Genomic DNA, 26,045 nt, shown 5'->3' on the forward strand with positions numbered 1-26,045 from the left:
TGGACGCCGCCCAGCGGCGAGGCAAAGCCACTCGGCTTGGCCGAACACCCGCTCCGTTCCACCTCGCTCGTGCTCAGATGTGAGCGAGCTGGAGTCCATCGCTACCCGGTGACGCCGGGGGTTGTCAGCCTCGCCAACTCTTGACGGCTGCAGCCAGTGCGGCTGGGGATTTGCCGGTGTGGTGCTTGATGATGGCGGTGTAGGCGACCGGGGTCGTGTTGTGGACGGACAGGTCCGCGTAGAGGGCGGCCAGCTTCTTGGTGCCGAGCTTTGCGGCCAAGTACTCCGTGGCCCACCAGGAGACGCCGTACGAGCGGTTGCTGTTGGCGTCGAAGTCGGCCGATGAAGGCAGGGCCTTGAGGGAAGGCAAATACTTCGCCCGCACCTCCTTGCGGTACGGGTCGACCGTCCAGTGCGGGTCGTCCTCGATCGCACGGCACCGCACGTACTCCGCGACGCCTTCGACCAGCCACTCGGGCGTCCGCCAGTTCATCGAGTCGGTGGCGACGTGCGTCATCTCGTGCACCAGCAGGTCCTCGTCGGTGCTTTGCCGGAAGGCGGGGTTGACCACGATCCGGCTGCCGATCGGCGCGCCGGTCTTCACGCGAAACGGCTCCCCGTCGTACAGGCCGACGGCCTTCGCCGCGATGGTCCAGCCGGCGCCGGTGCCGGTGGTCCACAGCATGCTCATCACCCGCGGCTCGTGCATCGCGACCACCATCACGGACCCGTCCCACGGCCGCGGCCAATGCCGGCGGACCGCCTCGACCGCTCCTTCCGAGTTCTTGGCGATCTTCGCGCCGAGCGCCGCCTCTGCCTTGTCGACGACCACGACCACCTTCTCGCGGTGGGTCACCGCGATCTCGCCGAAGTCCCACGGCTGCTGATGACCGTCACCACTCAGCTCCGAGTCCAGCGCGTTGTCGGACACGAGCACCCAGTGATCGCCGCGCCGAGTGAACGTGTAGCCGAGGTCCGTCTGGACAGGAGCACTGTCGAGGGCGGCCAGCTGGTACCGCATCATCAACCGGACGGAAACGGTCGAGGGCCCGTACTTCGTCACCAAGGCGGGTGTCCCCCGCTCGGACTCGACGAAATAGGTCAGCTTGGTGAACGCGAACTTCCGCAGATTCGTGAACAGCGTCCGCTGCGACCGCACCAGGGCCGGCTGCGCCGGATCGACCGCCGCCAGGAACGCCTTCTGGTCACCCTTCTGTACCGCGGTCGCCCGCAGCGCCAGCAGCACATTGAGCTGACCCTTCCGGGCCGCCTTCTCCGCCTCGGAAGATGCACCAGGCGTTGCCTCGACCGCAACCGCAGTGCTCCCACTGGGCGGCGCGCCGTGACCTCCCCGAGTCGCCACGACGACGCCACCGGCACTGGCGACTGCCAACGCGGCAACTCCCGCGACGATCCGCCCCCGCTTGGTCATCAGTTCTCCTCGGCCCCCGTCGTCCAGCGAAGGGATACTACTCCCGATTCGAGTCGCCGCCGGCCGCAGTACAGCGCAGAAAGGGCCGTGCCCTCGGGTTCGATCCCGAGGGCACGGCTGAGCTGATGCGTACTGCTGCTAGGCGCGGGTGCTCTCGCCGGTGCGCTCGGTCTCGCCGACGCGGCTCTTGCGGTACCCGTACAGACCGTAGAAGACGAAGCCGAGCACCATCCAGATCGCGAACCGCAGCCAGGTCTCCAGCGACAGGTTCAGCATCAGGTAGATGCAGATCACCGCGGCGAGGATCGGCACCACCGGGTTGCCCGGGACCTTGAACGCGCGCTCGATGTCGGGACGGCTCCGGCGCAGCAGCGGTACGGCGATCGACACCAGGGTGAACGCGGCCAGCGTGCCGATGTTCACCATCTCTTCCAGTTTGCCGATCGGCGTCACGCCGGCCACGATCGCGACGACGATGCCGATCCCGATCGTCAACCGGTACGGCGTACCGAACTTCGGATGGGTCTTGCCCAGCTTGGCCGGCACCAGGTGATCCCGGCTCATCGCGAACACGACCCGGGCGGCGCCGATCATCAGCGTCAGCACGACCGTGGTCAGACCGGCCACCGCACCGGCCGAGATCAGGGTCGCGAAGCCGGGCCTGCCGACCGACTTGAAGGCCTCCGCGAGCGCCGCCTCGCCACTGATGTCGGAGTACTTGACCATGCCGGTGATCACGATGCAGACCGCCACGTACAGCACGGTGCAGATCGCCAGCGAACCGATGATGCCGCGCGGGAGGTCGCGCTGCGGGTTCTTCGCCTCCTCGGCGGTGGTCGCGACCACGTCGAACCCGATGAACGCGAAGAACACCAGCGACGCGCCGGACACCAGCCCCATCACCCCGAACGTCGACGGCGTGAACCCGAACAATGCCTGGAACAACGGGGTGGTGATGGTGACGTCGCCGCTCTTGGCCGGAACGCTCGGCGGGATGAAGGGGGTCAGGTTCGAGGCCTTGATGTAGAACAGCCCGGCGATGATCACGAACAGCACCACGAACAGCTTCACCGCGACCAGCGCCAGGTTGACCCGCAGCGACTCCTTGATGCCGATCGTCGCCAGTGTGGCCAGGACCAGGATCAGCAGCATCGCCAGCACGTTCACGTTGCTGTCCGGCCCGATCGAGTCCGGCCAGCCGAGTCCGATCTCCTCGAGGAACAACTTCGCGTACGTCGACCAGCCCTGCGCGACCACACTTGCCCCGAGCATCAACTCCAGCAACAGGTCCCAGCCGATGATCCAGGCGAAGATCTCACCGAGCGAGAAGTAGGAGAACGTGTACGCCGACCCGGAAACCGGGACGGTGGAGGAGAACTCGGCATAACACAAGGCGGCCAGCGCACAGCACACCGCGGCAAGCACGAAGGACAACGCGATACTGGGCCCCGCATAGGCCTTCGCGGCGCGCCCGGTCAGCGTGAAGATACCGGCACCGATGATGACGCCGATCCCGAAGACGGTCAGGTCCAGGGCATTGAGGCGCTTCTTGAGCTGGTACTCCGGCTCGTCGGTGTCCGCGATCGACTGCTCGATCGTCTTCGTTCGCAACAGACTCATCTGTACGCCTCCTCAGCTCGGACGGAACCCCTCCGAGCCTGCCCGTCTGACTTCCCGAGGTCAATCCGCCACTCAGCGTGGCGGGCGATAGTCCTTGAGTGCCAGCCACAACGAGGCTTCCGTGTACCCACTCCTGGTCAGCAGGATGCGGTCCCGGGCCGACTGATCGGTGCCGTTGCGGGCCAGGTCTTCGTACAGGTCCTCGACCGGCTGCAGCCCGATCCGGGAGACCAGGAAACGGACGGCCAGCCAGCTCACGCCGTACACGTCGGTGTTGGTCTGGTAGAAGCCGGCGTCCGTCGGCAGCGCGCTCAGCGTGGGCATCGCGTCGTCGATGACCTCCTGCTCCCACTTGCCGACCTCGCCGGGTCCGCTGATCGCCTCGATCCCCCGCCAGGAGACGTACTCCGCGGCGCCCTCGGCCAGCCACAGCGGCTCGTACCCGCCGAGGTCCGCGGTCGCCACGTGGGTGATCTCGTGCGACAGCAGGATCTCGTCGATCCGGTCGCGCTCCTTCGGGTTCACCACGATGTAGGCGCCGGCCACGATCCCGTCGGCGGTGTCCTCACCGGGCAGCGACGAGAACGTCGATCCCGCGCTCGCGGCCGACTCGATGTCCTCGTCGGCGAACCGGGCATCCCGTACGTCGGTGTCGTCGAGTGCTGCGATCAGCACCGACCCGCTCCACTTGCGCGGCCAGTACGCCGCGACCTCGGTCAGCGCCTCGGTCGCCTCGGTGACGATCGACCGGCCGCGCTTCGTGTCGCCCTTGTCGACCAGCACGAGCACCCGCGGCCCGCGGTGCACCTCGATCCGGCCGAGGTCCCACGGCTCCTGGTGCGCGCCCGGACCGAGGTCCTTGTCGAGATCGTTGTCGTCGGCCAGGATCCAGCGGCCGGCCCGGCTGACGAAGGTGTAGCCGAGCTCGGTGGACACCGGAGTCATGTCGACGTTCGGGATCTGGTAGCGCATCAGCACCCGGACCAGGTACGTCGTCGAGCCGTGCGCGCGCATCGCGTCCGCGTCGAAGCGCTCCTCGGCCTGGCTGTAGCCGATCTCGCCGAACCCGATGTCGACCAGGTTCGCGAACAGCACCTTCTGCTGCCGGCGCAACTTCGCGTTCGCCGGATCGACGTCCTGCAGGAAGAGGCTCTCGTTGCCGATCCGGACCGCGCGCGCTCGCCGGAGCAGAATCGTGTCGACCGCGAGCCGGCGGGCAGCGATCGCGGCACTGGTCTTCGACGGCGGCGTGTTGCCCTGGTTCGGATGTTTCGGCGGGGTGGCCGTAGCGGTGACGGGAGGCCTGGCCCGGGCATCCCGTTCCCGGTCGTGGACGGCGTACCCGACACCACCGGAGACAAGGGCGACCACGACAAGAAGGCCCAGCCAGCGGCGGGGCCCGTGGGGCGGAACCTGAGCGCCTGGCGGTGCGGCACTAGGTGGTGTCAAGCTCACGTCGGGTCGATTCCTCCGGTCCGCCCGTCTGCTACAGCCCGGCTACCCTACTCGCTCCGGCCGTCTCCACCACAAACTCGCCGAGGCATCACAGTCCCGCCGCTGCCCGCAGGGCCTGGAAGAGGCCGGCCTCGGTGATCCCGAGGTGCTCTTGCATGATGCGGTTGCGTTCCGCCTGGGTACTGCCGAGCGCGGCCATCTCCTGGTACAACGTGGCGACCTCCGTTCCGCCGTACTTGTGGAACAGGTAGTTCATCGCCAGCCAGGACAGCGGGTACGAACTCGACGCGTTGTTGAAGAACGTTGCGTCCGTCGGCAGGCCGTTGGCTTTCGCGAGGTACTTCGTCCGCACTTTTGCCTCGTACTTGTCCAGCGCCAGGTCCTCCGCGCCGTCCATCGGCAGGAACTCGACGTACGTCGCGGCCCCCTCGACCATCCACCGCGGCGCATAGGCCCCGTACGGCGCGGTCGCGACGTGGGTGAACTCGTGCGCGAGCGTCCGGGCGTCCACCCTGGCCCGGTTGCGTGGGTTGATCACGACGTAGGAGTCGGCCCGCTCCCCCATCCCGCTCACCTCGCCAGGCAGCGTGCGGTAGACCCAGGTTGCCATCGCCAGCGCGTCCTCGGCGTTCTTCGGCAGCGAGTAGTCGGCGCCGCGAACCACCTTGTCGTCGAGGGCGATGACGAACCCGGAGCCGGTCCAGCCACCCGGCCAGCTCGCGCCGACAGCCTTCACCGCACTGACGGCCTTGGCAACCAGACTGGTCGCGAGCTCGGTCTGGTCCTGCTCGACCACGACCAGCACCCGTGGTCCGCGCTTGACCAGGACCCGCCCGATGTCCCAGGCCTCTTGGTGCGAACCCCGCGGTAGTTGGCGGTCAAGGTCCGTGTCGGAGACCAGCATCCAGCGGCCGTCGGGACGCTTGGTGAAGGTGTAGCCGAGCATCGTCCGCACGGGGACCGGGTCGATGCCCTGGATCTGGTACGCCATCGCGACGCCCACGGCGTACGTCGACGGGCCGTACTTGTCCACCAGCCGCTGATCGAACTGCTCGTGGAGTCGCTCGTAGCCGAGCTTGGCGAACCCGAACTGGCGAAGGTTGCCGAACAGCATCCGCTGCCTGGCCAGCAACGTCTTGTTGCCGGGATCCACGTCCGCCAGGAACTCCGCTTCGTTGTCCTGCTGTACCGCGTGGGCCCGGGCGGCGAGGATCTTGTCCACTCCAGCAGCTCGCGCTGCCTCGTCCGACGCTCCGGGTCCACCGGAGGACGCGGCCTGGGACTCCTCTGGACCTTTCGACCGGGACTGGTGCAGGGCCAGGCCGCCGGCGACTGCGGTGGCGACGAGAACCAGCGAGAGGAACAGCGGCCAGGCCCGCTGTTGCCGGGAAGCCGCCGAATGACGGCCCCTCGCCGGCCCTCCGTCAGGCCCCGTTGGGCCTGCCGCTCGCGGTGTCTGGCTCACTGGCGATCGCGTCCCCTTGGTGCTTGGCGATCATCTCGATCACGTCCCGGGCCAGCCCCTGGCCGGTCAGCCCGATCTCGGTCAGCACCGCGGCCCGCTTGGCGTGGTCGAGGAACTGCTGCGGGATACCGAAGTCGCGCACCGGTGTGGTGACGCCCGCGTCGCGCAGCGCCTGGGTGATCGCCGATCCACAACCGCCGGCCCGGCCGTTGTCCTCGATCGTGACGACGAACTTGTACTTTCCTGCCAGCTCGACCAGCTTCGGGTCGACCGGCTTCACCCAGCGCGGGTCCACGACGGTGACTCCGAAGCCCTGGTCCTGCAGCCTGGTGGCCACGTCGACCGCGGTCGCTGCCATCGAGCCGATCCCGATGATCAGCACGTCCGTGCCGGTGCGGACCAGGATGTCGGTGCCGCCGACCTTGTCGACGGCCTCGATGTCGTCGAAGACCTCGCCCTTGGCGAACCGCAGTACGGTCGGGGCGTCGTCGACGTCGACGGCCTCGTTCAGGAGTTCCTGGAGTCGTTTGCCGTCGCGCGGCGCGGCCAGCCGGAGGCCTGGAACGACCTGCAGGATCGACATGTCCCACATGCCGTTGTGGCTGGCGCCGTCGTCACCGGTCACCCCGGCCCGGTCCAGCACGAACGTGACGCCGCACTTGTGCAGCGCGACATCCATCAGCAGTTGGTCGAAGGCCCTGTTGAGGAAGGTCGCATAGAGGCCGACGACCGGGTGCATGCCGCCCATCGCGAGCCCGGCCGCGCTCGTCACCGCGTGCTGCTCGGCGATGCCGACATCGAAGATCCGGTCCGGGAACTCCTGCGCGAACGCGGCCAGTCCGGTCGGGTGCAGCATCGCCGCGGTGATCGCGACCACGTCCGGCCGGCGATGCCCGATCTCGACGAGTTCCTCGGCGAACACGTCGGTCCACCCGCGCGGCTTGTTCTTCGGCCGCACCTGGTGGAAGTTGTCCTCTTCGTCCTGCACGGCAGCGGCGTACCCGAAGCCCTTCTGGGTCACCGCGTGCACGATCACCGGCCCGCCGAACTGCTTGGCCTTGGTGAGCGCGTCCTCCATCGCCTGGCGGTCATGGCCGTCCACCGGGCCGACGTACTTGAGACCGAGATCCTCGAACATCCCCTGCGGGGCGAGCATGTCCTTGAGACCCTTCTTCACCCCGTGCAGCACTTCGTACATCGGGGGGCCGACGTACGGCGTACGGCCGAGGTTCTTCTTCACCAGGTCGAGGATCTTCTCGTACCGCGGGTTGGTGCGCAGGCTGGTCAGGTGCGTCGCCAGGCCGCCGACCGTGGGGCTGTAGGAGCGGCCGTTGTCGTTGACGATGATGACGAGCTTGAGGTCCTTCGCCGCCGCGATGTTGTTGAGGGCTTCCCAGGCCATGCCGCCGGTGAGACCGCCGTCACCGATCAGGGCTACGACGTGGCGGTCTTCTTTTCGCAGTCGGTAAGCCTTTGCCAGGCCGTCGGCGTACGAAAGCGAGGTCGAGGCGTGGCTGTTCTCGACGATGTCGTGCTCGGACTCTTTCTGGCTCGGGTAGCCGGACAGGCCGCCCTGCTGACGGAGCGTGTCGAACTTGGGCGCTCTCCCGGTCAGCAGCTTGTGCACGTAGGTCTGATGACCGGTGTCGTAGATCAGCCGGTCCTTGGGCGAGTCGAACACCCGGTGCATCGCCAGGGTGATCTCCACCATGCCCAGATTCGGCCCGAGGTGACCGCCGGTCCGCGACACCGTCTCGACCAGGACGTCGCGGATCTCCGCGGCGAGCTCCGTCAGCTGATGGTCGGTCAGACCCTTCAGGTCCTCCGGTCCTCCGACCGTCTCCAGCACGCGCATCGAGCTCCTCCGCAGGTTGTCCTCGAATGCTTGAGTCTATGCACGGCGGAGCCGGATTCCGAACGCGGAGCGGGTGACCGTGCGTTTCTCACACTCCGAGATGAGGGTGACCTTGCCTGGCCCGGCGCGCTTACCGGCGTACGGCGAGGAGGCGCGCCTGCCGGCGTACGGGGTGAGCGTGGCGCTCACCCGGCTAGGGCGAGGAGACGCGCCTGCCGGGTACCGGGGCGACGTGGCGCTCACCGGCGCACGGGGTGAGCGTGGCGCTCCGCACCGGCGTACTGCAAGGAGTTGGCCGGCCGCTCCGCCGCCGTACCGGGGTGCTTGCTCGCTTGTGATGCGCACCCTCACCTACAGTGATCGGCATGGAGCTGGTGAGGACACTCTTCTGCAAGTACGACGGCAGCCCCCACCGCCTCCTCGACGCCATCAACCTCGGCGAGGACGAACACGGCCTCTGGACCGGCTCCCTCCCTGGCACCCGAGCCCAACGAGCCGACGGCACCTGGGTCACCATCGACCACCACCGAGTCCGCCTCTTCCCCCGCGGCCAATGGTGGAGCGCCCTCTTCAACGACGCCCCTCACGCGACCTTGGTGTACTGCGACATCACCATGCCCGCGGAATTCGGCGTCAACTCAGTCACCGCCATCGACCTGGACCTAGACGTCCGCCTCCTCCGAGACGGCACCATCCGAGTAATGGACGAAGACGAATTCGAGTCCCACCAAGTCGCCTACTCGTACCCCGCCCAGGTAATCGCCACAGCCCAAGCCACCTGCACCTGGATAACCACCAACATCGCCACGGCAGAGCCTTTCACCACCACCTACAAAACCTACTTAGACACCCTAAAATCCCTCGCCTAACCCACCCCCGCTTCGCCCCGCCCGCCCCAGAACGCCGCTCCTCCGTCGCGACTGAGCCGTCGCCACGCGGCACCTCGCCTTTCCGAGAAACGGTCCCACCTCCGATGCCCGGGACTCGGTAGGAGGCGAGCCATCGAAGAAGCGCGCGACGTAGCCGTCGATGGCCACGCGACGGCCGACAAACCGTCCAGCCTACTCGGCCTGCCGGACCCACCGCCGCAACGTCTACGCCGTCACCCCCAACCGGCCCGACACCGCCACAATCACAGCCCACTCAGACCCATCATCCTCAACACGCTCCGTGACCCGCCGGACCGGGTTAGCCCAGGTCTGCTCGTCGTACTTGCTCGGCATAGATGCCCCCTTCCCAACAAAGGAGGTGCGCATCAAACCTGCGGTGATTCCCTGAACTGTCGGCTTGCCACCTGCTCCCAACGCCCGAGAATTCGTCCGCCCACCCCCCGACGGCCGGCGTCCTCCATTGGAGAGGCCACGCGGCATCGCGCCAATCAACTTTCGAATCCTTGGTTTCGAAAGTCCCCGAGAAAGCAAAGGAACAAGTATGAACCCCGCCGACCGACAGGCTCACACCTCCGTATCTCTGGAACTAGCTCACTCAGGTCTATTACTGCCAGTCGTCTTGAATTACAACCAATTTTCGAGATGATATCCGACCGAACAATTCAGCTGGACTCTCTCCTGCATACGCAAGGTAGGCATCGTACCCGCCATAGAATCGACCGTCCCGCGCCATCATTAGGACTAAATGTCCACTCGAAGCGGCGCCAATCGGTACCAGCGATGTGCCAAGAACCTTCTCGTATTCCTCAACGGTGTCCTTATATGTCGTCTCTATCGCAGTGACGGGATCGATAGCGATAACCTCCGCGAAACCACTCGCCGGGGGACCGACAGCCAAACCGCCGCACTCCTGTAGAAATTCTTCGACCAGGTCAGTGCACTCATAGCCCTCACTCGCGATCGCCTCTAAGTAGCGTTCGATAGGGACGCGCCGTCCGGCGAACCAGCCAGCTTGAGCCAGGACCGACAATCCCAAGTCAACCTCAGACATCTATCTGCTCCCCATAGGTACCCAAGCTAGACAGTTGCGGCAGAAATCAACCGGCTTGCCTGTCTTCGTGTACACAGTGTAGATGTCCAGATTTCTCAGCTTCGCGCCATCACTCAGCGCTGTGTCGCAGATCGCAACCTCCGCACAGTTGTAGGACGACCAACTCTGCTCCAACGACTCTTTCGGAAGAAGTGAGCGCAGGGCTGGTGGCGGCGCCTTCAATTCCCCACTGAATCCCGTATAAATCCTGCCGGTCGTCCGATCGACTCCGACTCCTGACACACGTGGAATACTTCTCTTACTAGATGCGTTCTGTCGCACAAGTCTGGAAACCCGGCGAACTCATACCCCTGATGCATCTGGAAAACGAGACTGTTCACCCCGAGGGACGCTTTTGATTTGTTTTCCTTGAGAAGCTCTATGGTAGCCTCCTTCAAATCCAAGACGTCAGGATAGTAAGCATCGGTACCGATTTGGAATCGTCCCGCACTCCGGCCGATCCGCCTCAGGTAGCAGATGTAATCGTAGGGAAAAGACGGAACCCCCTGCCGCAACCGGATCTCGTCGATTTCCTCGTCTGTGCAACCATGGAATTCCGACTCTCGCACACCGTTTCTGACTACACTAGTAAATAGTTTATCCATCGTCAGATCGTCCACAAGTCCCGACTCTTCAAAGTCATCGACCGATGGGCCATTCTATTCATCATCTATTGGAATCTGTTCGAGCCGTTCAGACGAGATGCGGCCGACCATCTGGGCAGGCGTATCGCCGGCGAAGGCGAAGAACATGTCGTACCCACCATAGAAGCGACCACTCCCTGTCATCATCAGCAGAGCAGATCAGGGTCGACGTCGTGGCCGCGATGTAAATGCCCACTATATGCGGCGCCAATCGGGACCAACGCGCTACCGACGGCATCCTCATACATCTGCGCTGTGCTCTTGGTTGTTGAGGAAATCGCCATGACTGGATCAATCGCCAAAACCTCGGCGAAACCGCCCGACGCAGGACCAATACTTAATCCCGCATATTCCGCGAGAAAGCCCTCGACTAAGTCTGACCGCTCATAGCCATTCTTGGCCATGGCATCCAGGTAGCTGTCAATGGCTGCGCGCTGCCGACAAACCAGCCAGCGTCTCGCAACAGCGATAGTCCGAGTTCTGCGTCATTCGACATCCATCTGCTCCCGAGGGGTATCCACGTATCACCCAGTCCTACGACCTCGGGGTACGGCGGCTGGTCGAGGCAGTTGCCGAGGTCAGCGCCGCTGTAAGTCGGGAGATCGCAGGCGGAGACGATGGAATCGGCGGTTCCTCGGCCTCGGCTGTCGAAACATTCAGCGCGCACAACGCCAGTACGAACCCATCCGCCCAACAGCCGGTCGCCAACTCAGCAGCTCCCGACGCGTGCCCCCATCCAGCCATGCCGCCCCCTTGGAAGCCGTGGCGGTGGACGACGGTCGGGTAATCATTCAGGAGCGGGCGGTAGGGGGTCCAGTGGGTTGCAGGTAGTTGCGGTTAGCGGCCGAGGAGTTTGTATTTGGCTTCGGCGGCTGACTTCTGGGGTTCCCACCAAGCGGTGTTGGATTTGTACCAGTCGATCGTGGCGGCGAGGCCGGCGTCGAAGTCGGCGTAGTGGGGGGTCCAGCCGAGTTCGGTGCGGATCTTGGTGGAGTTGTTGGAGTAGCGCAGGTCGTGGCCGGGGCGGTCGTTGACGTGGACGTAGGCGTCGGACGGTTCGCCCATCAGGGTGAGGATCTTCTCGATGATCTGCTTGTTGCTGCGCTCGTCGCCGGAGCCGATCAGGTAGGTCTCGCCGAGGCGGCCGTCGGCGATGATGCGGTGGACGGCGTCGTTGTGGTCGTCGACGTGGGTCCATTCGCGGACGTTCTCGCCGGCGCCGTAGAGCTTGGGCTTGTCGCCGATCAGGACGTTGGTGATCTGCCGCGGGATCAGCTTCTCGACGTGCTGGTACGGGCCGTAGTTGTTCGCGCAGTTCGAGAGCGTCGCGGCCACGCCGTACGAGCGGGCCCAGGCGCGGACCAGCATGTCGGAGCTCGCCTTGCTGGCGGAGTACGGGCTGGAGGGGTCGTACGCCGTTTCCTCGGTGAACTGGTCGACCGAGTCCAGCGGGAGGTCGCCGAACACCTCGTCGGTGGAGATGTGGTGCATCCGCTTGTCGTGCTTGCGGACCGCCTCGAGCAGGGTGAAGGTGCCGATGATGTTGCTCTTGATGAACGGCGACGGGTCGTTCAGCGAGTTGTCGACGTGCGACTCGGCCGCGAAGTGCACCAGGACGTCGGTCTCGGCGACAAGCTTGTCGACCAGCGCCGCGTCACAGATGTCGCCGTGGACGAAGGTGACCTGCTCGGCCACCGGCGCAAGGTTGCCCTCGCTGCCGGCGTACGTGAGGGCGTCCAGCACCGTGATCTCGGTGTCGGGGTCACGGCGCACCGTGTCGTGCACGAAGTTCGAGCCGATGAACCCGGCGCCGCCGGTGATGAGCATCCGTCGCATCGGCACAGGATAGCGAGCCTTCCAGTGACCGATCACGCCGGTACGGTGACGCCATGCACAACGTCCGTGTGGTCTACCGCAAATATGACCAGAGGCTGCACTGGCATCAAGTGATGCGGTATCTGGGTGAGGATTCGTACGGCGTATGGCTCGGCGCGCCGCCCAATTCCGTGTCGCAGCGCGGCGAGGAGCCCGAGGTGCTCCACTCGCAGGCGCACGTGCAGCTGTTCCCGCGCGACCGCTGGTACACCGCGATCTTCAACGACGAGCCCCGGTCGACCGAGATCTACTGCGACATCACCACGCCGGTGACGTTCGGCGAGACCGAGTTCACCATGATCGATCTCGATCTCGACGTGGTGAAGAAGCGGGACGGGACGGTGTACGTCGACGACGAGGACGAGTTTTCCGAGCACCAACTGCAGTTCGGCTACCCGCAGGAGGTCATCGAGGCGGCCCGCAAAGAGTGCGACTGGCTGATCCGAGCGGTCACGACGGAGGAGCTCTTCCTCACGACGTACAAGACGTATCTCGACAAGGTCCGCTGACGACGCGACGAGGTTCGCTGAAGACCAGGAGATGCGCCGGGTTGGGCCCGGCTGGAGCCGCCCCGCCCCAGCCGGACGGTCTCAACCCAACCCGGCGGCCAAACAAGCTTCGTGGAGCCGGTGGGTCGCCGGCAATCTCTTGCACGTTGTTCGAAGTGTTGTCACGGCTCGTGCCGGCGCCGTCACGGAACCCGGTGCAGGCTGAGCTTCAGGTCGTCCAGCTTCAACAAGTTGGGCACGCGGCCGTTCTGACCGGCGAACATGTCGGCGACCGGGGAAACCGTGAGGAACAAGGACTTGCCGGCCGGTACGTCGACGGCGATCCCGGGCAGGTCGATCGAGCGACGCGCGCCGTGGACGACCCGCTGCTCGCGGAGCGGCATCGTGTTGTTCTGGACGATCTTTGCGTCCAGGACGGAGCTGCCGACGCTGAGGGCGAAGAAGGCGCCGGCGTCCGGCAGCAGGCTGCTGACCTTGGCCTGGAGGCGCGGTACGCCGGCCACGGTGATCGGACCCTTGGCCAGCTCCACCTGGATCGGCAGGCCGAGGTTGGCCGAGGTGATCACCTTGCCGAGGCGGTACTGCTTGTTCGGCCTGAGGTTTCGTTGTTCGAGGCAACGACCGTCGGCGGTCGCGAGGTGGTAGCTGCCGAAGCCGGTCAGCCCGGTCTGCTGCTTCAACAGGTTGAGCGCCATGAAGCGTTGCTCCAGCGCGCCGAACGAAGGGCTCCCGAGCGCGACGGAACACGGATCGCCAGGAGTAGCGAACCCCGGCGGCAGCACGCTGGGCAAGGTGTGGCCGCCGTTGTAGCCGACGAAGATCGAGCGCTGCTGGGCGCGCGGTGTGAGTGCGTGCTGGAAGTTCTGCAGGCCCTGATTGAGGTTGAAGAGGTTGTCCGACAGGCCCTGGCCGAACAGCACCGGGATGTTCAGCTTGCGGCCGTGGGCAACGTGCCATGCGGGACCGTTCTTGGCGAAGAAGGCATCAAGGTCCCGGCCGGCTTGGCCTGTTGGCCAGGTCCCGGTCGTGACGAGCGAGACGAAGGCCGCCCCGACCGCTGGCGGGAGATGAGTGCCACCACCCGCGTAGAGGATCGCGAGCCAGAGCGTCCGGGCCGCTTCGTCCGGCGCCAGGCTCTGCTTGAGATCCCACCAGGTGATCTCCGGCGCCAGCGCGTCGAACCGCGTCCGGCCGCGATCGCGGAGCTCGGTGAAAGCACCGGCGAACTGGTAGCCACCGCCGTACGAGCCGCCGATCGCGCCGATCAGCGGGTCGCCCGGCCGTTGTTTGGTCACCCAGTCCAGGGAGGCGACGAAGTCGACCAGCTTGATCACGTCCCGGCCTTCGAAGTCCGGGTTCATCACGTGGGCGACGCCGGTACTCTCACCGAAGCTGCGCTGGTCGAAGCTCAGTACGCCGTACCCGGCATCGAGCCAGGACTTGAAGGCAGCCGGGTCCTTCGTCCGGCTTCCACCCCAGCCGTGACTGTGGAAGATCAGCGGAACGGTGTGACCGGCCGAGGCGCCGTCGGGCCTGAACAGCGAGTAGCAGATCCGCACCGGCGTGGTGCTGCCCGGCTCTGGGACGCTGGCGATACAGCCGTTCGTCGTACTGGTGTCAGCGGCCGTAGCGGGTGCCACGGGCAGGACAGCTGTGGCCAGCAAGGCGACAGCGACTGAGATTCGCAAAGCAGGGCGGCGGCGGCTCATGGTGACCCCTAGTTATCGGCATCTCCCGGTGCGCACACGCTAGACCAGGCCACCGACGAGAACCAGACCGTGAGGCCCCTAAGTTACGCGCGAGTCACCTGCTCCGCTGTGGGCGAACCGGCGGGCTCCACCGGCCCCGAACTGCGAGACTGTGGCCGTGCATATCGCGATCCTCGTTGTCGCTCTGGTCGCCGTGGTGGCGGCCGGGGCAGCGCTCGCCCGGCGAATCGGGGTGTCGGCTCCCCTGCTGCTCGTCGTCGTCGGCGTCGCAGCGTCGTACCTGCCGTTCGTTCCGCAGATCGAGCTGTCCCACGAGGTCGTCCTGGTCGGTTTCCTGCCGCCGCTGCTCTACTCGGCGGCGATCAAGACGAGCCTGGTCGACTTCTCCAAGCACCGCCGCTCGATCGGGTTGCTGTCCGTCGGCCTGGTCGCGTTCACCACGATCGGCGTCGGCCTGGTGGCGTACTGGTTGCTCGGGAGCGCGGCGAAGTCGCAGGGTCTCGAACCACTCCCCTTGTGGGCCGCCTTCGCCCTCGGCGCGGTCGTCGCCCCACCCGACGCGGTGGCGGCGACGGCGATCGCGAAGCGGGTCGGGCTGCCCCGCCGGGTCGTCACGATCCTCGAAGGCGAGAGCCTCCTCAATGACGCCACAGCTCTGGTCGGACTGCGTACGGCGATCGCGGCCGGCGCGGCGAGTATCGCGCTGATCCGCGGCGACGACCCCAGCGACGTCCACTCGCCGACCCCGCTGAGCGTCGGTCTGGACTTCCTGCTGGCGGCCGGTGGAGGGGTGGCGATCGGCCTGGTGTGCGCGATCGTGCTGGCCAAGATCCGTAAGCGGTTCACCGATCCCGTGCTCGACACGACGCTCAGCCTGACCGCGCCTTTCATCGCCTACATCGCCGCCGAGGAGATCCACGCCTCGGGCGTGCTGTCCGTCGTCGTGACCGGGTTGCTGCTCGGTCACAAGGCGCCGATCATCCAGTCCGCCGCCTCCCGGATGTCCGAGCGGACCAACTGGCGGACGTTCCAGTTCCTGCTGGAGAACACGGTCTTCCTGCTGATCGGCCTGCAGACGCGATGGATCCTCGACGACGTCTCGCACAGCCCGTTGTCGACCAGCACCATTACGATCGCCACTGTCGGCGTCTTCGCGGCGGTCGTCCTGCTGCGTCCGATCTGGCTCTTCCCGGTCACTTTGCTGTCCCGGCGAATCCTCGGCCGCTCCCGGCCGGGACCGGTCAGCTGGCAGAGCCTGGTCGTCGTCTCCTGGGCAGGGATGCGCGGTGTGGTCACTCTCGCTGCGGTTTTCGTACTGCCCGAGGAGACGCCGCATCGCGAGGTGCTGGTGTTCATCGCCCTGACGGTGACCGCCGGAACCCTGCTGTTGCAGGGCTCCACCCTGCCTTGGCTCGTACGGCGTTTGCGCCTGCCCGGCCCGGATCCCGCGGAAGACGCGCTGCAGGAGGCCGCCGTACTGCAAGGGGCGCACCGGGCTGGTGAGGCCGAGCTCGATCGTCTGATCACGCCGGATGATCCGGAAGAAGTCATCGCACTGCTTCGCCAGCGAGGCGAATCCCGCGCACAGGCTGCCTGGGAGCGGCTCGGCCGGCCTGAGTCGGAGTACGAGACTCCCAGCGAGGCCTACCGGCGACTGCGGATGGCGATGCTGGAGGCCGAGCGCGGACACATTCTGAAGGTGCGCGACGACGGTCTGGTCGCCGACGAGGTGCTGCAGCGGGCTCAGATCCAGCTTGACATCGAGGAGTCCATCCTCGACCGGGCCGAGGCCGACGACGTCGGCGGGCAGTCCGACTCGCTGCGGATCCAGCCGGCGCCCGGCGCCGAATGCGAGCACCTCGAGCAGGCGCCGTGCGTCCTGACGCCGAACACGCCCGAGGGCTGCGAGGAGTGCCTCGCCGACGGCGGCTCGTGGGTGCACCTGCGGCTGTGCCTGCAGTGCGGCCATGTCGGGTGCTGCGACTCCTCCCCCGAACGCCATGCCAGCAAGCATTTCGAGACGACGCAGCACCCGGTGATGCGGAGCTTCGAGCCGGGCGAGGATTGGCGCTGGTGCTTCATCGACGAGAAACTGGGCTGATGGCTGACTGTCTCTTCTGCTCGATCATCGCGGGATCGACGCCGGCGCACCTCGTCTACGAGTCGCCGGAGGTGCTCGGATTCCTGGACATCCGGCCGGTGTTCAAAGGGCACACGCTGCTGGTGCCGCGCGAGCACATCGCGACGATGGTCGAGTTGCCCGACGAGTTGACGGTCCCGCTGTTCGGGGCGGCCCGAGCGGTGGCAGCGGCCGTGCGTACGGCGTACGGGGCGCAGGGGTCGTTCGTTGCGGTCAACAACGTTGTGTCGCAGTCCGTGCCGCACCTGCACGTCCACGTCGTACCGCGGACGAAGGGCGACGGGCTGCGCGGGTTCTTCTGGCCGCGCACCAAATATGCGGACGACGACGAAGCCGCGTCGTACGCCGAGAAGCTGCGCACAACGCTGGCCGGCTAGCCCGTACGGCGTTTCGCGGGCCGGCCTGATCGACGCGTGCCGGCCGGCCTGATCAACGTGTCCTGGTCGACGCGTGCCCGTCGGCCTGGTCGACATGTGCCGGGCCGGCGGGCTTTAAGGGTTTCTGAAGACCTGTCCTGAGGATGGGGTGCACGCGATCCACGGGGGGTCGCGCTGGGGCATCGGGGGAAGCCTTGCGCTCGATTCGGCTGGTGGTCGCGGTGGTGGCGGTTGTCGTAGCCGCCGCCTGCGGGGGTGGTGGCGTCGGCGGGGAATCCTCGCCGACGCCGGACGCGGAGAGCACTCTGCTCGCCCGGGTGCCGCCCGGCGGCTCGTTGCCGGTGATCGTCCTGCTCGCGGGGCAGTACACCGCGGAGGGCGAACTGCCGGACGAGCAGGCGCGGCAGGTGCAGCGGAAGAAGATCAGCGCCGCGCAAACCGCGGTACTGGATGAGCTTGCCGGATCTCAGGTGCGGAACGTTCATCGCTTCACGTACACACCGCAACTGTCGCTCACCGTCGACGCCGATGCCCTTCGGCAGTTGCTGCGCTCGTCCCGAGTCGCAGCCGTCCACGAAGACACCGCCAGGTCTCAGAACGGCTGAGCCGGTCACATCCCAGGGGGATCCACCATGAAAGTCCGAAGACTGTTCGCTGCCGGCGTGCTGGCCTTGGTCACCTTGGCCGCCGCGACGATACAACTACCCGCCGCCGCCCAAGTCGCAGTACAGGTTTCGCCCGGTCCTGATGCGCAGGAACGCCAGTTGATGGCGACCGCCGAGCAGGCAGGATCGGTCCGGGTCATCGTCCGGGTCGACCAGCTCAGCGACAAGCAGGAGGTCCTCGACAACGTCGATCAGGGCACGGTCGAGCAGAACCAGACCTACAGCTCGTTCCCGCTGCTCGCGCTCGACGCGGACGAGCAGGCGATTCAGGAACTGGCCGCCGATCCGAACGTGGTCTCGATCCAGGAGGACAAGGTCGGCTCACCGACGCTGGCCTCCAGCATCCCCTTCATCAACGCCGACAAGGTCCAGCAACTCGGCTTCACCGGCAGCGGCCAGACGGTCGCGATCCTGGACACCGGCATCGACCGGGACCACCCGTTCTTCGCCGGCCGCATCGTGTCCGAGGCCTGCTACTCCAGCGTGAGCGACGCCAAGACCCAGGCCTCGCTCTGCCCGAACGGCACCGACACCCAGACCGGCGCGGGAGCAGCCGATGCCGAGACCGCGCAGTGCCTGAACGGAACCACCAACATCTGCCGGCACGGCAGCCACGTCGCCGGGATCGCGGCCGGCAACGGCGCCGGCGTGACCGGTGCCCCAGGCAACGGAGTGGCGCCGGGCGCGAACATCATCGCGATCCAGATCTACCACCGGGTGAACAGCGGCTGCACCGGCGGCTCACCGTGCGTGCAGTTCTTCGACTCCGACTTCATCAAGGGCATGCAGCGGATCTACGACCTGCGCAACAGCTTCACCATCGCCTCGGCGAACCTGAGCGGCGGTGACACCAGCAACAACACCACCAACTGTGACACCAGCATGGACAAGGCGCCGATCGACCTGCTGCTCTCGGTGGGCATCACGACGACGATCTCGGCCGGCAACGAGTCGCATCCGGCCGGCGTCGGCTCACCGGGCTGCATCTCCACCGCCGTCACCGTCGGCGCGATCAGTGCCGATGCCTCCGGCAACGATGTCGACTCGCCCGCGAACTACTCCAACCGCGGACCGCTGCTCGACCTGTTCGCCCCCGGTACCTCGATCCGGTCGTCGGTCCCGGACGACGCCTGGGCCTCCCTCGACGGTACGTCGATGGCCGCGCCCCACGTCGCTGGTGCCATCGCGGCACTCCGGAGCGCCTACCCGACAGCCACCGCGGCCACGCTGCTCAGCTATCTGCGCGACACCGGTGTGGACATCACCTACCCGACCAGCGGTACGACGAATGCCACCACTCCACGTATCGACCTGCTGGCCGCTTTGCAGCAGGGCAACAACCCGCCAACCGTCACAGCGGATCAGAGCACGGTCAACGTCAACGAAGGAACGACTGCGACCAACAGCGGCGGCTTCGGCGACCCTGAGGGTCGGGCCGTCACTCTGACCGCCTCCAGTGGTGTGGTCACGAACGCCGGCGGCGGCCGGTGGACCTGGAGCCTCGCTACCAACGACGGACCCGGGCAGAGCGGCGACGTGACGGTAACCGCGACCGACGACAAGGGCGAAACCGCGACCACGACCTTCCACGTCACCGTGGCGAACGTGGCTCCGGCCGTCACCATCGACACTGGGCAGCCGACTACGGCCTCCGAAGGCAGCACCTTCAGTGTCAAAGCGGCCTTCTCGGATCCAGGCTGGGCGGACACCTACTCGGCAACGATCGACTGGGGCGACGGCAGCACGAGTTCCCCCAGTCCGACTGTGACTGTCCAGGGACCACCGGTGGATCGCGGCGAGGTCACCGGCAGCCACGAGTACGCCGACAACGGCAGCTACACCGTCAAGGTGACCGTTACGGACGACGACGGTGGATCCAGCTCGGCCTCGTTCGCAGTACAGGTCAGTGACGTCGCGCCGGTGGTGACCATCGATCCGGCCCAGGTGAAGACCATCACCGAGGGATCGGTGCTCGCGACCAAGGCATCGTTCAGCGATCCGGGCTGGGGTGACACGTACACGTCATCGCTCGACTGGGGCTTCGGGGCGCCGTCCACAGGCTCGCTGCTGCTCACGAATGACGGGCCGCCAGCGGATCGCGGGGACGTCACCGGCAACCAGGCGTACGGCGACAACGGGTCCTTCACCGTCGGGGTCAAGGTGACCGACGACGACGGCGGCACCGGTACGGCGTCCTTCCCGCTCCAGGTCACCAATGTCGCACCGACGGCCACGATCGACGAGGCGGGCGCGCAGGTGGTGAACGGCGTACCGACCTTCATCGCGCACAGCGGGCAGCCGGTCAACTTCGCCGGCCGGTCGACCGACCCGGGCAGCGACGATCTCGCGCTCAGCTGGAACTGGGGCGACGGAGCCCCGGCGCCGGACGTGACGACGAACTATCTGGTCAACCCGCCGGAAACCGACCCGGCGACCAGCCCGAGCCTGCAACCGCGGGACGTGACGGACACCAAGGCCCACACCTTCGGGTCGGCGTGCAGCTACGACGTCGGGTTCGGCGCGCGGGATGACGACGGTGGGTCGGGGGCGGATGCCGCGAAGGTGATCGTCACCGGCAACGCCCATCTGACCAAGATCGCGCCGCTGTGGTTCCTGCAGACCCGTCCCGGGCTGCGGATCCCGCCGGTCGACCTGCCGGTGAGCACGATCAACTGCTACCTGCAGGTGGTCCAGCACATGAGCCCGGTCTTCTCCGAGGTCAGGGACGTCTCGACGATGGCCAAGGCGAACGCCGTACTCAACATCCAACTGCTGAACCCGAAGGCCGAGTTCGACCGGCAGGCACTGACAGCCTGGCTGAACTTCGCCGACGGCTCGTTCGACCTGGGCACCCGGGTCGACACCAACCTGGACCTCAGACCCGACAGCACCTTCGGCCAGGTGATGACGAAGGCCGAGTCGATCCGCCTCAACCCGGCCTCCACAAATGCCCAACTGGCCCAGCAAACCCTGCTCCTGGAGAAGCTCAACACCCTCGGCTCCTGAGCCGACAACTCCCGAGCCGCCTCGGGTGCTTCGCCTCCGGGCGGAGTGCCCGAGGCATGTTGTGATCAGTCGGGTGGGCTCCGATCGGTTGGCCGGGGTCCACCTGCCCTCAGCGCACGTCCCTGTCCAGTCGGTCCTCCAATCGCTGCAGGGCGCGCTCGACGGCGGCTCGCACACTTGGGTCAGGGTCGTCCTGCAACTCCTCCAGCGCCGCGGCATGCTCGTACTCCCCCGCGGCGCCGACAGCCCGTACTGCGCTTGCCCGGACTCGTGGCAGCTCGTGGGTGAGGATCGGCAGCAGTGAGTCCACCAGCTGGCCGAGCTCGCGTTGAGCGGTGATGCGCGCGACGTGCTCACGCACCCGCCAGGCGGGATCGTCTGCCGCGACCAGCAGCGCCTCCACCACGTCGTCACGCCAGATGTAGAGGAACGCCCGGGCCGCCCACACCCGAACCCAGTAGTAGTTGACCGGATCGACCGGATGCGCCCACCCGCCCGGATTCTCGCTCCCGGTGATCGCGACCAGCTTCGGCAACTCGCGACCGAACGCGTCCTCGCCCGAGATCTCACCGGTGAGGAACGCGACACACCAGTCGATCACCGTGTCCTCACCGTGCTCGGCGCAGGCCGCGAGGATCACCTCGCGCGGATGCTCCCGGTCCTTGTCAGCCATGGCCCCAGTAAAACCCGACCCACGGACACTTTCCGCGAACTGACCTGAGACGCCCCGCATACTCCCGGACATGGACGGGATATGACCAGTACGCCGAGTCGGCAGCGCCCCGCTGCGCTCCAGGCCGTCCCGGCGCCACCCCGTGCCGTCCCGGAGGATCGTGTGCCGCTTCGTCTCGTCCCCGCCGACGAAGCCAGGTTCCGCGAACTCTTCGAGAGCCACTTCCGCGAACTCCTCGGTTACGCCTTGCGCCGGTCGGGCTCCCCGGACGACGCCGCGGACGTCGTGGCCGAAACCATGCTCGTCGCCTGGCGACGCTTCGACGACGTACCGCAGGACGGCACCGCCCGGCTCTGGCTGTACGGCGTCGCGCGGCGGGTGCTCGCCAACTCCCGGCGCGGCGAGCTCCGCCGTCATCGCCTCGGCGAGCGGCTCCGGCTGCGCCTGCAGGAAGCCACGCCGGACCTAACCGACCTGGTCGACTCGCGAACGGCCGTCCGGCAGGCGATGGAGCAACTGAGCCCGACCGATCGCGAGCTGATCATGCTCACCACGTGGGAGGACCTCGACCCGAAGGAGGCGGCCGTCGTGCTCGGCGTACCGGCGCGGGTGGTGCGAGCCAGGTTGCACCGGGCCCGGTCGCGGTTGAAGAAGTTGCTGGGAGACGCCTTCGAGGATCGCGGACATGTACGGGATGACCAGCTAGCCCGACCAGCTCAGGAGGAGCGATGAACGATCGTGAGTTCGACCAGCTGATCGCGCGGGCCAACCCGATCGGCGACGAGGCGGTCCGGCACCTGCCGACCGCCGACGCCGAGTCCGAGCTGTTGGAGGACATCTTGACCACCACCGCACTCGCTCCGGCACTGAGACCGAACCGCCGACGCGTCCCGCTGATCGCGGCGGCAGCGGCCGCCGTCGCGATAGCCGTCGCCGTCACCGGAGCGCTCTTCCCGCACGGCAACCCCGCGGCTCCCTCCTCGGCCTTCGCCGCCGAGGCGATAGCCGTTGCCGAGGCCAACCAACGCTTGCTGATCGACGACCCGAACTGGAAGATCACCACGGTCGACGACTTCAGCCCGGAGTCCGGTATGACGAGGTTCACCAACGGCAAACTGGAAGTCGAGATCGACTGGCGGCCTGCCGCGGAGTACCAGGGCTACTACCAGGATCGAGCCGTCGTCCCGCACCAGCCGATCACGGTGCTGGGCCGGCAAGGCACGCTGTTCACCGACGGTAAGACCGACTTCGACACCATGCTGCCGGTGAAGGGATCGAACTTCGTCGAGATCCGGGCCGATCTGGGCTCCGATCGCGCCTACCGGGAGGTCCTCGCCAAACTGCACCAGGTCGACGTGAACACTTGGCTGAGCGCCCTGCCCGCGTCGGTGGTCCAACCCGCGCAGACTCGGGCTGCCGTTGACGAGATGCTCAGCGACATGGCGTTGCCTGCCGGGTTCGACAAGGCGCCGCTGTACAAGAACAACGCCATGGACCGGTACCTTCTCGGCGCACGCGTGAGCAGTGCGGTGGGCTGCGCGTGGGTCCATCAGTGGATCGACGCCCACAAGACCGGCGATCAGGCCCGGATGAAGGAGGCCGTCGTCGCCATGCAGGGCAGCCGCTCCTGGAAGGTGTTCCAGGAGATGTCCGCCCAGGGCGCCTTCCCCGAGGTCTTCCAGCAACTCGGGGACATGATCGCCAGGAACCAGGATCCGACCAAGGACATGCAAGGCCTCGGCTGCTGAGCAAGCAAAAGGCCGGCCCAGGATCCCTGGGCCGGCCTTTCACGCTGTGACTAGCTGGCGATGAGCGAGCGCAGTACGTACTGCAGGATGCCGCCGTTGCGGTAGTAGTCCGCCTCGCCGGGAGTGTCGATCCGTACGACGGCGTCGAACTCCTTCGTCGAACCGTCCGTGCCGGTGACCTTCACCTTCACCGTGCGCGGGATGGTGCCGTCGTTCAGGGCGGTGACACCGCTGATGTCGAAGGTCTCCTCGCCGGTCAGGCCGAGCGACTCCGCGTTCTCGCCCTCGGGGAACTGCAGCGGCAGGACGCCCATACCGATCAGGTTCGACCGGTGGATCCGCTCGAACGACTCGGTGATGACCGCCTTCGCGCCGAGCAGCGCGGTGCCCTTCGCGGCCCAGTCGCGCGACGAACCGGAGCCGTACTCCTTGCCGGCCAGGATCACCAGCGGCGTACCGGCTTCGGCGTACGACTGAGCAGCGTCGTAGATCGAGGTGACCGGCGCGTCGTCCTTGGTGAAGTCGCGGGTGAAACCGCCCTCGGTGCCGGGGGCGATCTGGTTGCGCAGCCGGATGTTGGCGAACGTGCCGCGGATCATCACCTCGTGGTTGCCGCGGCGCGAGCCGTAGGAGTTGAAGTCCTTGCGGTCCACACCGTGCTCGGCCAGGTACTTGCCGGCCGGGCTGTCGGCCTTGATCGATCCGGCCGGCGAGATGTGGTCGGTGGTGACCGAGTCGCCCAGCTTCGCCAGCACCCGCGCACCGGCGATGTCGGTCACCGGCGACGGCTCCTTGGCCATCCCGTCGAAGTACGGAGGCTTGCGCACGTACGTCGAGTCGGCATCCCAGTCGAACGTCTTGCCCTCCGGCGTCGGCAGCGACTTCCAGCGCTCGTCACCGGCGAACACGTCCGCGTAGTCCTTGGCGAACATCTCCTTGTTGATCGAGGTCGCGATGGTCGACTCGACCTCCTCGGCCGTCGGCCAGATGTCGCGCAGGAACACGTCGTTGCCGTCGGTGTCCATGCCCAGGACATCGGTCTCGAAGTCGAAGTCCATCGTCCCGGCCAGCGCGTAGGCGATCACCAGCGGCGGGCTCGCCAGGTAGTTCATCTTGACGTCCGGGTTGATCCGGCCCTCGAAGTTCCGGTTGCCGGACAGCACCGAGACGACGGCCAGATCGGCCTCCTGGACACCGGCCGAGACCGGCTCGGGCAGCGGGCCCGAGTTGCCGATGCAGGTGGTGCAGCCGTACCCGACCAGGTGGAAGCCGAGCTTCTCGAGGTACGGCGTGACGCCGGCCTTCTCGTAGTAGTCGGTGACGACCTTCGAGCCCGGTGCCAGCGAGGTCTTGACCCACGGCTTGCTGGTCAGGCCCTTGTCGACCGCCTTCTTCGCCAGCAGCGCTGCGGCGAGCATGACGGACGGGTTCGAGGTGTTGGTGCAGGAGGTGATGCTGGCGATCACGACATGGCCGTGGTCGAGTTCGACCTCTTGGCCGTCGAGGCTGATCTTGGTCTTCTTCGACGGACGGCCCGCGTCGCCAGGGCCGTGCGGGACGTGCGGCTCGTCGTTGGTGTCGCCATGCCCGTTCGGTGCGTCGCTGGCCGGGAAGCTGCCGAGCTCCGACGGGTCCACGTCGGCGTGGTCGTCGTTCGTCGCGTAATCGGCGAGTGCGCCGCGGAAGCCTTCCTTGGCCTCGCTCAGCGCGACCCGGTCCTGCGGCCGCTTCGGGCCCGCGATCGACGGAACGACCGTCGACAGGTCAAGCTCCAGGTACTCCGAGAAGCGCGGCTCGACGTCGGCGTTGTGCCACAGGCCCTGCTCCTTGGCGTAGGCCTCGACCAGCGCGACCTCGTCGTCGCCGCGGCCGGTGAGGCGCAGGTACTCCAGGGTGACGTCGTCGATCGGGAAGATCGCGCAGGTGGAGCCGAACTCGGGGCTCATGTTGCCGATCGTCGCCCGGTTGGCCAGCGGAACGGCCGCGACACCGTCACCGTAGAACTCGACGAACTTGCCGACCACCCCGTGCTTGCGCAGCATCTGGGTGATGGTCAGTACGACGTCGGTCGCAGTGGCGCCGGCCGGGACCGAACCGGTCAGCTTGAAGCCGACGACCTTCGGGATCAGCATGCTCACCGGCTGGCCGAGCATCGCGGCCTCGGCCTCGATACCGCCCACACCCCACCCGAGCACGCCCAGGCCGTTGACCATCGTGGTGTGGGAGTCGGTGCCGACGCAGGTGTCGGGGTACGCCTGGCCGCCCCGGACCATCACGGTCCGGGCCAGGTGCTCGATGTTCACCTGGTGCACGATGCCGGTGCCCGGCGGGACGACCTTGAACTCGTCGAAGGCCGTCTGGCCCCAGCGCAGGAACTGGTACCGCTCGCGGTTGCGCTCGTACTCCAGCTCGACGTTGCGCTCGAACGCGTCCTGGCGGCCGAAGACGTCGATGATGACCGAGTGGTCGATGACCAGCTCGGCCGGCGCCAGCGGGTTGATCTTGGTCGGGTCGCCGCCGAGCTCGGCCACCGCCTCGCGCATGGTGGCCAGGTCGACGACACACGGCACACCGGTGAAGTCCTGCATGATCACCCGGGCCGGGGTGAACTGGATCTCGGTGTCCGGCGCCGCGTTCGCATCCCAGTTGCCGAGCTTGGTGATGTGCTCGGCGGTGATGTTCGCGCCGTCCTCGGTGCGCAGCAGGTTCTCGAGCAGCACCTTGAGCGAGTAGGGCAGCGTCTCCGCGCCCTCGATCCCCGCCAACCTGAAGATCTCGTACGACTTACCGTTGACTTCGAGTGCACCCTTGGCACCGAAGCTGTCGACGCTGGCCATCAACCTGCTCCTCTATCCGGTCCGTGTCCGCTGAGCCCATCCTGCCGAGCCCTCG

General features: G+C 66.7%; 19 protein-coding genes. 8 read left to right on the forward strand and 11 right to left on the reverse strand.

Annotation, left to right across the window (positions count from 1 at the left end; all coding sequences use genetic code 11):
- Positions 1 to 124: 124 nt before the first annotated feature.
- From EV138_RS00350 to dxs, 5 genes are all read right to left on the reverse strand, one after another.
- The gene (locus EV138_RS00350; RefSeq protein WP_133976495.1) at positions 125 to 1,432 is read right to left on the reverse strand and encodes a basic secretory protein-like protein; all 1,308 of its coding nucleotides are present in this window, start codon (positions 1,430 to 1,432) and stop codon (positions 125 to 127) included.
- A gap of 138 nt (positions 1,433 to 1,570) precedes the next feature.
- Complete coding sequence (locus tag EV138_RS00355; protein WP_133976496.1) at positions 1,571 to 3,052, reverse strand: amino acid permease; 1,482 nt, start codon at positions 3,050 to 3,052, stop codon at positions 1,571 to 1,573.
- A 72-nt stretch (positions 3,053 to 3,124) separates the two neighbouring features.
- The gene (locus tag EV138_RS00360; RefSeq protein WP_238157864.1) at positions 3,125 to 4,423 is read right to left on the reverse strand and encodes a hypothetical protein; all 1,299 of its coding nucleotides are present in this window, start codon (positions 4,421 to 4,423) and stop codon (positions 3,125 to 3,127) included.
- Positions 4,424 to 4,595: 172 nt separating this feature from the next.
- Positions 4,596 to 5,729 (reverse strand): hypothetical protein, encoded by a 1,134-nt coding sequence (locus tag EV138_RS00365; protein ID WP_238157865.1) that lies wholly within the window; start codon positions 5,727 to 5,729, stop codon positions 4,596 to 4,598.
- Between the two features lie 202 nt (positions 5,730 to 5,931).
- Positions 5,932 to 7,827 (reverse strand): 1-deoxy-D-xylulose-5-phosphate synthase, encoded by a 1,896-nt coding sequence (gene dxs / locus EV138_RS00370; protein WP_133976499.1) that lies wholly within the window; start codon positions 7,825 to 7,827, stop codon positions 5,932 to 5,934.
- Positions 7,828 to 8,192: 365 nt separating this feature from the next.
- Between dxs and EV138_RS00375 the strand changes: the two genes are divergently transcribed.
- Positions 8,193 to 8,696, forward strand: a complete 504-nt coding sequence (locus EV138_RS00375; RefSeq protein ID WP_133976500.1) for a ribonuclease FAU-1 family protein — start codon at positions 8,193 to 8,195, stop codon at positions 8,694 to 8,696.
- Positions 8,697 to 9,321: 625 nt separating this feature from the next.
- Here EV138_RS00375 and EV138_RS00380 read toward each other — a convergent pair.
- The 3 genes from EV138_RS00380 to rfbB all read right to left on the reverse strand — a co-directional run bounded on the left by EV138_RS00380 (position 9,322) and on the right by rfbB (position 12,287).
- Entirely contained in the window at positions 9,322 to 9,768 is a 447-nt protein-coding gene (locus tag EV138_RS00380; protein WP_133976501.1) for an SUKH-3 domain-containing protein, read from the reverse strand.
- 829 nt (positions 9,769 to 10,597) lie between these two features.
- Positions 10,598 to 10,921, reverse strand: coding sequence for an SUKH-3 domain-containing protein (locus EV138_RS00385; protein WP_369410821.1), 324 nt, complete (start codon positions 10,919 to 10,921; stop codon positions 10,598 to 10,600).
- Positions 10,922 to 11,288: 367 nt separating this feature from the next.
- The gene (gene rfbB / locus EV138_RS00390) at positions 11,289 to 12,287 is read right to left on the reverse strand and encodes a dTDP-glucose 4,6-dehydratase (RefSeq protein ID WP_202866582.1); all 999 of its coding nucleotides are present in this window, start codon (positions 12,285 to 12,287) and stop codon (positions 11,289 to 11,291) included.
- A 53-nt stretch (positions 12,288 to 12,340) separates the two neighbouring features.
- Between rfbB and EV138_RS00395 the strand changes: the two genes are divergently transcribed.
- Entirely contained in the window at positions 12,341 to 12,835 is a 495-nt protein-coding gene (locus tag EV138_RS00395; protein WP_133976503.1) for a ribonuclease FAU-1 family protein, read from the forward strand.
- Between the two features lie 182 nt (positions 12,836 to 13,017).
- Here the strand turns inward: EV138_RS00395 and EV138_RS00400 are convergent, their stop codons facing one another.
- The gene (locus EV138_RS00400; protein ID WP_133976504.1) at positions 13,018 to 14,544 is read right to left on the reverse strand and encodes a CocE/NonD family hydrolase; all 1,527 of its coding nucleotides are present in this window, start codon (positions 14,542 to 14,544) and stop codon (positions 13,018 to 13,020) included.
- A gap of 157 nt (positions 14,545 to 14,701) precedes the next feature.
- On the opposite strand from EV138_RS00400, the gene EV138_RS00405 reads away from it, so the two are divergent.
- From EV138_RS00405 to EV138_RS00420, 4 genes are all read left to right on the forward strand, one after another.
- On the forward strand, positions 14,702 to 16,645 hold the full coding sequence (locus EV138_RS00405; RefSeq protein WP_133976505.1) for a Na+/H+ antiporter: 1,944 nt from the start codon (positions 14,702 to 14,704) through the stop codon (positions 16,643 to 16,645).
- Complete coding sequence (locus EV138_RS00410; protein WP_133976506.1) at positions 16,645 to 17,061, forward strand: HIT family protein; 417 nt, start codon at positions 16,645 to 16,647, stop codon at positions 17,059 to 17,061. The genes EV138_RS00405 and EV138_RS00410 overlap by 1 nt, the downstream gene beginning before the upstream one ends.
- A gap of 224 nt (positions 17,062 to 17,285) precedes the next feature.
- Positions 17,286 to 17,666, forward strand: a complete 381-nt coding sequence (locus EV138_RS00415) for a hypothetical protein (RefSeq protein WP_133976507.1) — start codon at positions 17,286 to 17,288, stop codon at positions 17,664 to 17,666.
- 27 nt (positions 17,667 to 17,693) lie between these two features.
- Positions 17,694 to 20,732, forward strand: a complete 3,039-nt coding sequence (locus tag EV138_RS00420) for a S8 family serine peptidase (protein WP_133976508.1) — start codon at positions 17,694 to 17,696, stop codon at positions 20,730 to 20,732.
- A gap of 109 nt (positions 20,733 to 20,841) precedes the next feature.
- Here the strand turns inward: EV138_RS00420 and EV138_RS00425 are convergent, their stop codons facing one another.
- Positions 20,842 to 21,405 carry a HEAT repeat domain-containing protein gene (locus tag EV138_RS00425; RefSeq protein ID WP_133976509.1) on the reverse strand — a complete coding sequence of 188 codons (564 nt, stop codon included), beginning with the start codon at positions 21,403 to 21,405 and terminating at the stop codon, positions 20,842 to 20,844.
- Positions 21,406 to 21,567: 162 nt separating this feature from the next.
- Between EV138_RS00425 and EV138_RS00430 the strand changes: the two genes are divergently transcribed.
- Together EV138_RS00430 and EV138_RS00435 are read left to right on the forward strand one after the other, a co-directional pair.
- A complete protein-coding gene (locus tag EV138_RS00430) occupies positions 21,568 to 22,137 on the forward strand; it encodes an RNA polymerase sigma factor (RefSeq protein WP_238157866.1) in 570 nt (189 codons plus the stop codon).
- Positions 22,134 to 23,153 carry a hypothetical protein gene (locus EV138_RS00435; RefSeq protein WP_133976511.1) on the forward strand — a complete coding sequence of 340 codons (1,020 nt, stop codon included), beginning with the start codon at positions 22,134 to 22,136 and terminating at the stop codon, positions 23,151 to 23,153. The genes EV138_RS00430 and EV138_RS00435 overlap by 4 nt, the downstream gene beginning before the upstream one ends.
- 50 nt (positions 23,154 to 23,203) lie before the next feature.
- Here the strand turns inward: EV138_RS00435 and acnA are convergent, their stop codons facing one another.
- On the reverse strand, positions 23,204 to 25,990 hold the full coding sequence (acnA, locus tag EV138_RS00440; RefSeq protein ID WP_133976512.1) for an aconitate hydratase AcnA: 2,787 nt from the start codon (positions 25,988 to 25,990) through the stop codon (positions 23,204 to 23,206).
- Between the last annotated feature and the right edge of the window lie 55 nt (positions 25,991 to 26,045).

The organism is Kribbella voronezhensis (assembly GCF_004365175.1).
Classification (GTDB): Bacteria; Actinomycetota; Actinomycetes; order Propionibacteriales; family Kribbellaceae; genus Kribbella; species Kribbella voronezhensis.